We start from the raw sequence: 12,388 nt of genomic DNA on the forward strand, positions 1-12,388 counted from the left end.
GAAAAGCCCGGTCGTCGCATGGACAAGCCCACTGGCCGCACGGAGAAGCCCGTACGGCAGGTCGAATTCGAGACGATGCTGCTCGGACGGCACTCGCATCTGTTCAACCCCCGCACACGCTCATCGGGCGGGCGCCTCGACCGCAGCGCGTACATCCTGCTCAGCCGCATCCAGATGGACGGCCCCATGTCCATCGGTCAGCTCACCGAAGCCTTCGGCCTCGACGCCTCCACCCTGAACCGGCAGACCGCGGCCATGCTGCGCGGCGGCCTCGTCGAGCGCATCCCGGACCCCGACGGCGGCATGGCCCGCAAGTTCCGCATCTCCGCCGAGGGCGCGCGGCAGCTCGACGCCGACCGGGCCGAGTACATCCTGAGCCTGGGCAAGGTCATGGACACCTGGTCGCCGGAGGACGTGGCGACGTTCGCCGGTTTCCTCCAGCGCTTCAACAGCGATATCGAGCGCCTGGAGGGACATCCCTGGCCGCGCCCGTGAACCACCGCCGTGCGGGACACGGGCGGCCCTGCGCCCGTCGGGAGGCCGAGTGGCCGACGATGATGCAAGAAGTCGATCGGAGAACTCGATGCTCACCAGATGGCAGCGGCACGCTGAGGTCCACCACCGAGCCGTCCGACCGGCCCGCGTGACGGGCCGGCGGGCTGATCCCGGCCGGCGGCGGCATCCACTCGCACCCGCCACGCCCGCCACCGGCCACGGCTTCCGTCCCGGCTGCGGCTTCGGACTCATAGGCATGCGGGAACGCGCCCACTCCGCCGGCGGTCACCCGTACGCGGGCCACCGCCCCGATGCCGGCTTCGAAGTCACCGCCCACCTGCCGCCGCACCCCGAGAACACGGAAGAGAAACGCACCACATGACCCTCCGCGTCCTGCTTGCCGACGACCAGGCCCTCCTCCGGGCGACCTTCAGCACCCTGATCGACTCCTGCGACGACATGGAGGTGGTCGCCGAGGCCACCGACGGCGAGGAAGCCCTCGAACTCACCCGGACCCACCTCCCCGATCTCGCCCTCATGGACATCCGCATGCCCGGCACGGACGACGGCCTGGCCGCGGCCTCCCGGATCTGCGCCGACCCGGAGCTCGCCGCCACCCGCGTCCTCATCCTCACGACCTCCGAGACCGACGAGTACGTCGCCGAGGCCCTGCGCGCGGGCGCGAGCGGATTCCTCGGCAAGGACGTGGGCGTCGACGAACTCCTCGGCGCGATCCGCACCGTGGTCGCGGGCGATTCGCTGCTCTCCCCGTCGGCCACGCGCGCCCTCATCACCCGCTTCCTCGCCACCCCCGGCCCCGGCGGCCACCTGACGCCGCCCGAGAGCCTTGCCTCGCTCACCTCCCGCGAGCGGGAGGTGATGGTCCTGGTCGCCGAGGGGAAGTCCAACGCCGAGATCGCCGAAGCGCTCGGCGACAGCCCGCCGGGCGTGCGCACCCACGTCCGGAGCGCCATGACCAAGCTCGACGCCCGTGACCGCGCCCAACTGGTCGTCATCGCCTACCAGTCGGGCCTCGTCCGGCCCGCGCCGCCCCTGTGCTGAGCCCCTACTTCTTGAGCCCGTCCATCGCCGCGCGCGTGTCGGACTTGAGCATCTCCTCGACCTCCGACGCGGTCGGCGGCTCGGTCTTGTCGTCAGCGCCGCCGTAGTAGCTCCAGCGCGTCTCGATGGTGAACCAGCCCTCGCGCACGGCGAGGGTCATGCCGTTGAGGTCGTCGTCGCCCGAACCGCTCCTGTCGGTGATCAGGTACGCCTCGTCACCGATGCCGCTCACGGCCTTGGTCTTGTAGGTGTACGTCTTCTGCGACTGGTCCTCGTAGGCCTTCTGCTCGGAGGCGAACTCGCCCTTCGGGTCGGTGGCCTTGTGCCACCGGGCGGTGGAGTAGACGTAGATGCTCGCATAGCTGTCGGCGCCCGCCTCCGGGTCCTTGAGCTTGCGGCTGCAGTAGCTCTGGTCGAACCCCTTCTGCTGTGAGCCGTAGTGGGTGGTCGAGGTGGAGTCCGTGTCGATCTCGTACTTCTTCTTGAAGGCGTCGAGCGGGGAGACGTCGCAGAGGTTCTTCGTGTACTGGTATCCGGCGAGGTCCGCCTTCGCGTCGTCGCCGCCGCCGCTGTCGCTGTCGGAGCCGAGGTTGCCGGTGGCGAAGAGCGCCCCCGCCCACAGGGCCGAGGCGACCACGACACCGCCGATTCCCCATACCCAGCCGGGCGTCGGCTTGCGCGGGCCGGCCGGGGGTGCGGGCGGCTGGCCGTAGAGGCCGGGCTGCTGTCCGTACGGACCCGGGGGCTGGCCGAAGGGCTGAGGCGAGGCCGGGGGTGCTTGGGGCGGCACCGCGCCCGGGGGCTGCTGGTACGGGTTCGGGGTCTGCTGGTACGGGTTGGGCTGGTTCGGCTGATTGGGCTGGTTCGGCTGGTTGGGCTGGGGATTCGGTATCGACATAGGCGGCAATGTACCGCCGGTCGCGGGGCGTGCGGACGTGGCCCGGCCCTGGTCGCCCCGGGGGTGGCCAGCTCAAGTAAGGTCACCCTTAGCTATGCGTACGCAGTGAACCCCTGGAGGCTCCCCCATGCCGCTCACCGCTCCTCCCGACGGGGCTACTCGTCGGCCGCCCCGCATCCCGAGGCCGCGGCCCGTCGAGCGCGCGGACAGTGCGTGGGTGGACCGGGCCGCGGAGCGGGGCGTGGAGCGGGGCGACTTCTGGGACGCGGTGCGGGCGGCGGGCGGGGCGCCGGTCGTCGAGCCCGATCCGCAGGGCGACGACGAGCATCGGGTGGTCACTTTCCTGTGGCGCGGCACGGACGCGACCCGCGCGGTCCTCGTCATGCCGAACAAGATCGTCGACCCGCGTGACATGGCACCCAACCTGATGGAGCGGGTGCCGGGCACGGACATCTGGCACTGGTCGATCCGGATGCGGGCGGACTGGCGGGCGACGTACAGCCTGTGCGTGGACGAGGGGGACGGACCTCGGCCCGAGGGTGAATACTGGCCCTGGCTGCGCCGACAGCAGCGAACGGACCCGCTCAACTCACGCACCCTGACCCGACGTTGGGGCGGCGACCCGGTCTCGTACGTCGAGCTGCCGCAGGCGCCGGCCGGCGACGACTGGCAGCGCCGCGAGGGCATCGCGTGCGGCACGGTCAGCACGCACACGGTCCGCAGCGAACTGCTGGGCAACGAGCGGCAGGTGCACCTCTACGAGCCGCCGGGCGGCGGACACGACCTGCCTGTCCTGGTCCTGATGGACGGCGAGATGTGGCAGCCGGGCCTGGATGTCGCGGCCCTCCTGGACAACCTCATCGCCGACGGCCGCATCCCGCCCCTGGCCGCCTTGCTGCCCGAATCCCTGAGCGCCGACCAGCGCTGGTCCGAGCTCGCCTGCAACGAGCGGTTCGTCGGATTCCTGGAGACCGAGCTGCTGCCCTGGGCGGGCGAACGACTGTCCCTGACCGCCGATCCCGCACGGACCGTCATCGCGGGCCAGAGCCTGGGCGGCCTCACCGCCGCGTACGCCGCGGTCGTCGCGCCGGGGCGGTTCGGAAACGTCCTGGCGCAGTCGGGTTCCTTCTGGTGGCCGGACGGCCCCGACCTCGAACGCTCCGAGTGGCTGACCGGCCGCATCGCCACGAGCGAGAAGCTACCGGTCCGGTTCTGGCTGTCGGCCGGCGAACAGGAGTGGGTGGCGCTCCCCGCCATGCGCAGGCTGCGCGCCACTTTGCGGGAGAAGGGTTACGAGGACGCCGCGTACCGCGAGTTCAACGGCGGGCACGACTACTTGTGCTGGCGCACCGAACTGGCGGACGGGCTCGTGGGGTTGCTCGGGGCGGAGGCTGCGGGCGAGTCCGCAGGGGGGATCGCTGCCGCGTAGCCGTCGGGGGGCGCGTCTTTCGCTGTGGCGATTGCTGCCGCGTAGCCCTCGGGGGCCGTTACGTCCCGCACCGTCCAGCCTTGGACCGGGGAGGGCGTGGTGCCCGTGCCCACCAGCAGTGACTCCATCCCGCCGGCGGCCAGGCCTTCGCCTGTCCCCTTGAGGCAGGCCTCCTTGCGGGTCCAGCAGCGGGCGAAGGCCAAGGGGCGCTCCGAGGGCGGGAGTTCGCTCAGTTCGGTTTGTTCCTGGGGGTGCAGGGACGCCGCCACCTCGGCCACCACCTTCGCGGACGGCAGCCTCTCGACATCGGCGCCGACCGGCCGGTCCGCGAAGGCGAGCAGGGCCAGGCCGTCCGTGTGGGAGAGCGAGAAGTGCGGGCCCGCGCTTCCGGCGACGGCGGGGCGGCCGTGCGGCCCGCCGCACAGCGGGCACGGCAGTCGGACCAGCTCCACCGCCGCGGGATCGACGGAGAGGTACGCGCCGAGCCGCAGGCGGAGCGCGGTGTGCGCCGCCGCGTACAGTTCCTGGTCCGCCGGGCGCCGCAACGCCGCCGCCCGGCGCCGCTCCTCCGCGTCGAGGAGCGACACGTCGAGCGGCGCCGGGCGGACGAACTGGATCTCCGTCACGCGGGCGGGTCCTGGAGGCGGGCCACACAACGGCCGTACGTCTCCGGGCCGTACACCGTGGTCCATCCTTCGGGCGCGGTGCGGAAGACCGGCCACAGGGAGTGTTCCCCGAGCGCGTTCTCCAGTACGAGGTGCGTCGGCCCGGTGTCGGTGTCCACCGGGTCGAAGGGGCCGGGTGTCGTCGTCATGCGTGGTCCAGCTCCTTGAGGCGGGCGGCGAGTACGGCACAGACCTCGTCGAGGCGGCGCGGCTGCGTCAGCTCCGGGTGCAGGCAGTCCACATCATGATTGCTGATCGAGCCGCTGACGTACGGCGCCCAGGCCTCCCTCGTCAGCCAGTCCTCGGCGCGCGGCGCTGCCGCCGTGAAGAACAGGGCGTCACCGTCGAAGCGGCGGTGATCGTGCTCGCGCATCAGGCGGGCGTTGTTGATGACGATGTCGAGGACCGCTGACAGTGTCCTGTCCGGCAGGCCGGCCAGGGCGCTGCCTTCGCGCTGCAGCGTGGCAAGGACGTCCTCGCGGGTCAGCTCGTCCGTCAGGTCGTAACCGGCCATCCGCAGCAGCGCCTTCAGGGCGTCCGCCTCCGCCGGGACCGCGGCGTCGCGCCACTGGTCGGAGGGGTAGGCGTCGAGCAGCGCGAGCAACTCGACCTCATCGCCCGCTTCTTGGAGGAGCACTGCGACCGTATGGGCGAGTACGCCGCCGACCGACCAGCCGAGCAGCCGGTAGGGCCCGTGCGGGCGCACGGTCCTCAGCGCGTCCACGTACTCCGTCGCCATCTCCTCCATCGTGGCCGGGAGTTCACCCTCGCCGTGCAGGCCGCGCGCCTGGAGGCCGTACACCGGTTGTCCCGGGTCGAGCCGCGACAGCAGCCCCGAGTAGCACCAGCTCATGCCGCCCGCAGGGTGGAACGCGAACAGCGGGGTGCGGTCGCCGCCCGCGCGCAGCAGAAGCAGCACGTCGAGGGCGTGGTCGGCCTCATGGTGGTCCGCGTCCAGGTGGGCGGCGAGCGCCGCAGGGGTCTGCGCCTGGAAGAGCGTGCCGATGGTGAGCTCGGCGCCCAGCGTGTCGCGGACCCTGGCTACCAGGCGGGCCGCCAGGAGCGAGGTGCCGCCGAGGTCGAAGAAGGCGTCGTCCACGCCGAGTTGGGACACACCGAGGACCTCGGCGAAGAGGCGCGTGAGGGTCTCTTCGCGGTGGCCGCTCGGCACCCGGCCGCCGTCGCCGGACCCCTCGAAGGCGGGGGCGGGCAGGGCGCGCCGGTCCAGCTTGCCGTTCGGGCTGAGCGGGAAGTCGTCGAGGACGAGGATCGCGCCCGGCACCATGTAATCGGGCAGCGTGCGCGCGAGCCTGGCGCGCAGCTCCTCGGGATCGGGGGCGGGGACGGCTCCGGTCTCGGAGGGCGTCACGTACCCGACGAGCCGCTGGTCGCCCGGCCGGTCCTCGCGGACCAGGACACTGGCCGCGCCCACCGCCGGATCGGCGGCCAACTCAGCCTCGATCTCGCCCAGTTCGATGCGCAGGCCGCGCAGCTTCACCTGGTGGTCGGTGCGGCCCAGGTACTCGATCTCGCCGTGCTCGGTCCAGCGCGCCAGGTCGCCCGTGCGGTACATGCGGGTGCCGGGCGGACCGTAGGGGTCGGCGACGAAACGGGACGCGGTCAGTTCGGGGCGCCCCAGGTACTCAGCTGCCAGCTGGGTGCCCGCCAGGTACAACTCGCCCTGAATGCCGGGCGGGCACGGCTGGAGCGCCGCGTCCAGGACGTACAGGCGCGTGTTCCAGACGGGCCTGCCGATCGGCACCGGGCCTGTCGCGTCGGTGTCGCACGGGTGGTACGTCACGTCGACGGCCGCCTCGGTCGGGCCGTACAGATTGTGCAGCGGGACGCCGTCGAGCACGCGCCCGAACTCCCGCACCGTCTCGCGCGGCAACGCCTCGCCGCTGCAGAAGACGTGCCGCAGGCCGCCCGCGCAGTCCGCCGCCGACGGTTCGGAGAGGAACACCTGGAGCATCGACGGCACGAAGTGGCATACGGTGACCCCCTGTTCGCGGATGACGCGCGCCAGATACGCCGGGTCCTTGTGGCCGCCCGGTTCGGCGACGACGAGCGTCGCGCCCACCCGCAGTGCCCAGAAGAACTCCCACACCGACACGTCGAACCCGGACGGCGTCTTCTGCAACACCCGGTCACCAGCGGTGAGTTCGTACGTCGCCTGCATCCAGCGCAGCCGGTTGTCGATCGCCGAGTGCGGCACGACGACGCCCTTGGGTCGGCCGGTCGACCCGGACGTGTAGATGACGTAGGCGGGGTGGTGCGGAGTGAGCGCGCGCGGCGGGTCGTACGAGCCGTACGGCGTCGTGTCCAGGCTGTCCAGGGCGACCAGCGGCACACCCGACGCGGGCACCCGGTCGGCACGGTCGGCGATCACGCAGGCAGGGCCCGCGTCCTCCAGCATGTACGCGAGCCGGTCCGCCGGATAGTCCGGATCCAGCGGGAGATAGGCGCCGCCCGCCTTCAGCACGGCGAGGAGCGTGATCACCAGGTCCAGGGAGCGGGGCACGGCGACTGCCGCGAGCGCGCCCGGACGTACGCCGACCTCGATGAGATGGTGAGCGAGCCGGTTGGCGCGGGCGTTCAGCTCGGCGTACGTCAGCTCCTGGTCGCCGAAGACCAGGGCGGTGGCGTCCGGGGTACGGACGGCCTGGCCCTCGATGGGTCCGATCAGCGTGGTGGGCGGTACCGGGTGCGCGGTGGCGTTGAACTCCTCGGTGACCAGGGAGAGTTCAATGCGCCGTGCGATCGTGTGCTCGGCCAGCGGAGTGTGCGGCCCCGCGTCGGCGATGCGCTCCAGGAGCTCCATGAAGCGCGCCTGGTGGACGCCGAGTTCCTCCGGCTCGTACAGGGCGGGATTGCCGTCGTAGTCGATGCGCAGGCCGCTGCCGTCGGCGCGGTCGTAGACGTTGACCGTGAGGTCGTCGACCGGGCCCGCCGACAGGTTGTGGGCGTCCGTGCGGGCGCCCGCGAAGGTCAGGCCGTAGTCGAACGGCATGACGTTGACCAGCGGGCCGACCAGGGACCGGCTCTCGCCGAGGAGGCCGAGGTCGCGGCGGATGTCCTCGTAGCGGTAGCGCTGGTGGCGGCGGGCGGCGCGGATGCCGAGCACGACCTGCCGGGTCAGCTCGGCGAAGGTGGCCTGCGGGGTCACGGTGAGCCGCAGCGGCAGCACGTTCATCACCATGCCGGGCACGCGAAGGGCAACCGAACCCATCCGGCCCATCATCGGCAGGCCGAGCACCACCTCGGCGGACCCGGTGGCCCGGGAGACGTACAGGGCCTGCGCGGCGACGAGAACCTCGGGCCAGGTCGCCCGCATCGAGGACGCCGACTCCCGCAGCCGCGCGGTCGCCTCGGGGGAGAGGCGGGCGCTGCGGCGGTGGAAGGTGCGGGACGGCAGCGCGGTGCGCCCGGCCAGGTTGGGGGCGTCGGGGCGGTCGGCGAAGGCGCCGTCCCAGTAGCGGCGGTCCGTCTCGAACGTCTCCGAAGCGCGGTACGCGGTGTCCTCGGCGACCAGGTCCTCTAGCCGCCCGAAGGGGCTCTCGCCCGGCTCGTTTCTCGCGGCGAGCGCGGTGTAGACCTCGGCGGTGCGCCGTGCGAGCAGCGAGTAGCCGAAGCCGTCCATCACGATGTGGTGCACCCGCTGGTACCACAGCCAGCGCTCGTCGCCGACGCGGAACAGCGCGTGCGCGAACAGCGGCCCGGCCGCCAGGTCGAACGGCGTGGCCAGGTCCTCGCGCATCCAGGCCTGCGCCTCGGCGTCCGGGTCAAAGGCGGCGCGCAGATCGCGCACCTTCAGCGGAAGCGTCGGGTCGGCGACCTCCAACTGGCTGGGTCCGTCGGCCCCTTCGATGATCCTCACGCGCAACGCGTCGGCCTCGGACACCACCTGACGCAGTGTCCGCGCGAACGCCGACGGGTCGATGGGCCCGTGGATCTCCAGGCACTCGGCAGTGTTCTGGGCCGGGCTGCCGGGGTCGAGCGCCTGCGCGAACCACATGCCCGACTGGGCAGCGGTGAGCCTCATGCGGAGGCTCCCAGGAGCGGCGCCCAGGCTTCGATGGCGGGCTGCTCGGCCAGGTCCACGAAGGTGGCCGTGATGTCGTGCTCGCGGCGCCAGCGCTCGATGAGCGACATGATGCGCACCGAGTCGAGGCCGTAGTCGACGAGGTTCTCGTCGACGGGGATGTCGGCCGGGTCCTCGCCCAGGACATCGGCGACGTCGGCCCGTATGAGTTCCACGCTGAGCGCCATGTCAGATCCCCTTCAGAACCGCGTCGGTGGTGGTGACGACCGCGCACCGGCCGGCAGCGTAGCGCAGCGCCATGTCGTGCTCCTCGCGGGAGAAGTCGGCCACGGCATCCGCGACGACGAACGCCTGCACGTCACGCATCCACGCGTCGCAGGCCGTCATCAGGACGCCGATGTGCGCGTAGACGCCGACGATGACGATCTGGTCCCGGCCCGCCTCGCGCATGCGCTCCTCGAGGTCGGTACGGACATAAGCGCTGTACTTCCACTTCGTGAGCACAGTGTCGCCGGGCTCCGGCGCGACCGGGCCCGCGATCGCCTTCGCGTGCTCGTCGTCGGGCAGCCCAGGGCCCCAGAAGTCCTGCTGAAGGCCGCGCTCGGCCGGCGACTGGCCGCCCGGCTGCGCGGAGTACAGGACGGGAATGCCGGACGCGCGCGCCGCCTTCGCCAACTCGCCGACATTCGCGAGGAGTTCGGTGGTCGGCGAGGTGTCGGGGGTGTAGGCGGTCAGGAAGTGGTTCTGCAGGTCATGGACGAGCAGCACCGCCCGCTGCGGGTCGACGGTCCACGCGACCCGGTTGTCGGGCAGCTCCTCGGGCGAGGGCATCGGGTACGGCGTGACGGCGGGGAGCGCCATGGTGGGGCCTTTCGGGAACTCAAGGGAGCTGGGTGGAACGGGCGCTGCCGGGCGGAGGTCAGCCGCCCGGAGCTGGTGACAGGGGTCAGCTGCCCGGAGTCGCGGCGGTCGTCCGCTGGTCCTTCTTGCTGATCTTGCCGATGCCGGTCTGCGGGAAGGCGGTCACGAACTCGACCCGGTCGGGCACCTTGTACGCGGCGAGCCCGCGCTCCCGTACGAACTTCTTGATGACGACGGGCTTCAGCGGTTCGGTGTCCGCGCGCAGGATCACGTACGCGAGGGTCCGCTCGCCGAGATACTCGTCGGGGACGGCGACGACCGACACGTCGTGGACGTGGGGGTGGGCGAGAATGATGTTCTCGACCTCCTCCGGCGCGATCTTCTCGCCGCCGCGGTTGATCTGGTCCTTCGCACGCCCTTCCACCACCAGATGTCCGGTGGGGGTGCGGCTCACGATGTCGCCGGTTCGGTAGAAGCCGTCGGCGGTGAACGAGCGTGCGTTGTGCTCGGGGGCGCGCCAGTAGCCGCGGATGGTGTACGGGCCGCGGGTCAGCAGATGGCCCGCCTCACCGTCCGGGACCTCCTGGTCGAGGTCGTCGACGATGCGGATCTCGTCGTCCGGGGAGATCGGGCGGCCCTGCGTGGTGACGATCGTCTCCGCCGGGTCGTCGAGCCGCGTGTAGTTGACCAGGCCCTCGGCCATCCCGAAGACCTGCTGGAGGGTGCAGCCGAGGGCGGGAGCGACCCGGCGCGCTGCCGACTCGCTGAACTTCGCGCCACCCACGAGGAGCACCTCCAGGCTGGAGATGTCGTACGGAGTGCTGCGCCCCGCGTCCGTCCACACGAGCGCCAGCGGCGGGACGAGACCGGTGATCGTCACGCGTTCCCGCTCGATGAGCGGGAACGCGGTGTCCGGGTCGGGCTGCGGACACATCACGACACGGCCGCCCGCGTACAGCAGGCCCAGCGAACCCGGCGACGACAGCGGGAAGTTGTGGGCCGCGGGCAGCGCCACGAGATAGACGGAGTCCTCCGTCACGCCACAGATCTCGTTCGAGCCCCACAGCGAGTACATGTAGTCGTCGTGAGTGCGGGGGATCAGCTTGGGCACGCCGGTGCTGCCGCCCGACAGCTGAAGGAACGCGAGGTCGGACGGGGCGGGCCCGTCGATCTCGATCGGCTCGCGCGGCACGTCGGACAGGGCCGTGTGCTCGCCCGGGTCGCCCACCACGAACACGTCGCGCAGCGTGGGGACTTCGGCGCGGACCTTGGTCGCGAGGTCACGGTGGTCGAAGCCGCCGAGCCGGTCCGGGATGACGTAGGCGACGGCCTCGGTGAACTCGCAGAAGTAGTGGATCTCCGTCTCGCGGTGCGCGGGGAGCGCGAAGACCGGCAGGGCGCCGATCCGGAAGAGCGCGAAGATCACCTCGAAGAACTCGGCGACGTTCGGCAGCTGGACGACGACCCGGTCACCCTTGGAGATGCCGCGTGCGGCGAATCCCGCCGCCAACTGGTCGGCGCGCACGTCGAGTTCGCCGTACGTCCAGTTCCGCTCCCCGTCGGTGATCGCGACCCGCGCGGGGTGCGCGTCGGCGCGCTCGCGGAGCATGCCGCCGAAGGTCTCGCCGCGCCAGTACCCGGCGGCGCGATAGCGCTCGGCGAAGACCTCCGGGATACGCGGCGCGTCTGCGCGAGTTGTTGCCGTCGTCATCGGTCGACCCCCACCGCGTCCAGGAACGTACGGAACTTGGCGCCCGTCTCGGCGCGTTCGGCCTCCGGCGAGGATTCCGCCACGACGCCCGCGCCCGCGAAGAGCCGCAGCCGTCCGGTGCCGCTCTCGGTCTCCTCGGCCTCCGCGCAGCGGATCGTGACGACCCACTCGCCGTCGCCGCGTGCGTCGCTCCATCCCACCATTCCGGTGTAGTGCCCGCGGCCGAAGGGTTCGAGCTCGCCGATCACGTCACGGGCGTGCCCGGTAGGGGTACCGCAGACAGCCGGAGTCGGGTGCAGGGCGGTGGCCAGCTCCAGGGCGGAGGTGGCCGGTTCGGCGAGCTCGCCGGTGATGGTCGTCGACAGGTGCCACATGGTGGCGGTGCGGACCAGGGTGGGCCGCTCGGGCACGTCGAGGTCGGTGCAGAACGGGGCGAGGGCCTTGTGTACGGCGTCCACGACGACGGCGTGCTCGTGCAGGTCCTTCGCCGATTCGAGCAGCGCGGCCGCCCGGCGCACGTCCTCGGCGAGGTCCGCCGAGCGGGGCGTCGAACCGGCCAGGGGATTGGCGGTCAGACGGTTGCCCTGCCGCGAGACGAGCAGCTCCGGGCTGGCGCCGAGGAGGGTGCGGCCCGCGCCCGAGGGCACCGCGAAGGAGTAGCCGCGCGGGTCGCGGCGGGCCAGGCGCTGGAGCATCGCGGGCAGGTCCAGCGGACCGTCCGTGGACAGCTCCAGGGTGCGGGCGAGGACGACCTTGTCGAACTCGCCGCTCTTCATGCGCGTCACGGCGGCCTCCACCGAAGCGGCGTACTCCTCGCCCGAGGGAACCTCGCGCACCTGCCAGCCGCCGGCCGTGGCGGGCGGCTCGGTGGGCAGCGCGACCAGCGGGTCGGTGCGCAACGCGGGCGCCCAGCGTGCCGCTTCGGGCACGGCGAGCACGGCGGGCTCGGCCGGGTCGAAGGGGATGGTGCCCACGACGACCGGGGCCTGGTTGCCCGCGCGCAGCTGCGCGTCGAGGGTGGCGGCGACCCGCTCCGTCAACGGCCGCTCGTCGTGCGGGACTTCGGCGGCCGTGCCGTGGGCGAGGAGGGTGCGGGTGGGCGACGCGAAGAACCGGGTGTCGCCGGGTCGGTAGGCGTCGAGCAGCGCGGTCGCCGCGCCGACGGCCCCGGGGGTGGTGGGGGCGGCGTCTGCGACCACGTCGTTGGGGGGTGTCACGGATGACT

Annotated in this window: 12 protein-coding genes; 4 read left to right on the forward strand and 8 right to left on the reverse strand. The window is 72.0% G+C overall.

Annotation, left to right across the window (positions count from 1 at the left end; all coding sequences use genetic code 11):
• Positions 1-18: 18 nt before the first annotated feature.
• The 3 genes from E5671_RS37420 to E5671_RS37430 all read left to right on the forward strand — a co-directional run bounded on the left by E5671_RS37420 (position 19) and on the right by E5671_RS37430 (position 1,557).
• A complete protein-coding gene (locus E5671_RS37420; protein WP_160510660.1) occupies positions 19-495 on the forward strand; it encodes a MarR family winged helix-turn-helix transcriptional regulator in 477 nt (158 codons plus the stop codon).
• A gap of 88 nt (positions 496-583) precedes the next feature.
• Positions 584-877, forward strand: coding sequence for a hypothetical protein (locus tag E5671_RS47835; protein ID WP_443032752.1), 294 nt, complete (start codon positions 584-586; stop codon positions 875-877).
• The gene (locus E5671_RS37430; RefSeq protein WP_160508460.1) at positions 874-1,557 is read left to right on the forward strand and encodes a response regulator transcription factor; all 684 of its coding nucleotides are present in this window, start codon (positions 874-876) and stop codon (positions 1,555-1,557) included. Before E5671_RS47835 ends, E5671_RS37430 begins: the two co-directional genes overlap by 4 nt.
• A 4-nt stretch (positions 1,558-1,561) precedes the next feature.
• Here the strand turns inward: E5671_RS37430 and E5671_RS37435 are convergent, their stop codons facing one another.
• Positions 1,562-2,455: a hypothetical protein gene (locus E5671_RS37435; RefSeq protein ID WP_160508462.1), complete on the reverse strand. Its 894-nt coding sequence runs from the start codon at positions 2,453-2,455 to the stop codon at positions 1,562-1,564.
• Positions 2,456-2,582: 127 nt separating this feature from the next.
• Between E5671_RS37435 and fes the strand changes: the two genes are divergently transcribed.
• Complete coding sequence (fes, locus tag E5671_RS37440; protein WP_160508464.1) at positions 2,583-3,884, forward strand: enterochelin esterase; 1,302 nt, start codon at positions 2,583-2,585, stop codon at positions 3,882-3,884.
• Here the strand turns inward: fes and E5671_RS37445 are convergent.
• From E5671_RS37445 to dhbC, 7 genes are all read right to left on the reverse strand, one after another.
• The gene (locus tag E5671_RS37445; RefSeq protein ID WP_336605959.1) at positions 3,788-4,510 is read right to left on the reverse strand and encodes a 4'-phosphopantetheinyl transferase family protein; all 723 of its coding nucleotides are present in this window, start codon (positions 4,508-4,510) and stop codon (positions 3,788-3,790) included. The genes fes and E5671_RS37445 overlap by 97 nt on opposite strands.
• Positions 4,507-4,698, reverse strand: a complete 192-nt coding sequence (locus E5671_RS37450) for an MbtH family NRPS accessory protein (RefSeq protein ID WP_160508468.1) — start codon at positions 4,696-4,698, stop codon at positions 4,507-4,509. The genes E5671_RS37445 and E5671_RS37450 overlap by 4 nt, the downstream gene beginning before the upstream one ends.
• Positions 4,695-8,591 (reverse strand): non-ribosomal peptide synthetase, encoded by a 3,897-nt coding sequence (locus tag E5671_RS37455; RefSeq protein WP_160508470.1) that lies wholly within the window; start codon positions 8,589-8,591, stop codon positions 4,695-4,697. Before E5671_RS37455 ends, E5671_RS37450 begins: the two co-directional genes overlap by 4 nt.
• On the reverse strand, positions 8,588-8,818 hold the full coding sequence (locus E5671_RS37460) for a phosphopantetheine-binding protein (protein ID WP_160508472.1): 231 nt from the start codon (positions 8,816-8,818) through the stop codon (positions 8,588-8,590). The genes E5671_RS37455 and E5671_RS37460 overlap by 4 nt, the downstream gene beginning before the upstream one ends.
• A gap of 1 nt (position 8,819) precedes the next feature.
• Entirely contained in the window at positions 8,820-9,452 is a 633-nt protein-coding gene (locus tag E5671_RS37465) for an isochorismatase family protein (RefSeq protein ID WP_160508474.1), read from the reverse strand.
• A gap of 85 nt (positions 9,453-9,537) precedes the next feature.
• Complete coding sequence (locus tag E5671_RS37470; protein ID WP_160508476.1) at positions 9,538-11,163, reverse strand: (2,3-dihydroxybenzoyl)adenylate synthase; 1,626 nt, start codon at positions 11,161-11,163, stop codon at positions 9,538-9,540.
• Complete coding sequence (gene dhbC / locus E5671_RS37475) at positions 11,160-12,380, reverse strand: isochorismate synthase DhbC (RefSeq protein ID WP_336605960.1); 1,221 nt, start codon at positions 12,378-12,380, stop codon at positions 11,160-11,162. The genes E5671_RS37470 and dhbC overlap by 4 nt, the downstream gene beginning before the upstream one ends.
• Between the last annotated feature and the right edge of the window lie 8 nt (positions 12,381-12,388).

Origin of the sequence: Streptomyces sp. BA2, assembly GCF_009769735.1 — a bacterium.
GTDB lineage: Bacteria > Actinomycetota > Actinomycetes > Streptomycetales > Streptomycetaceae > Streptomyces.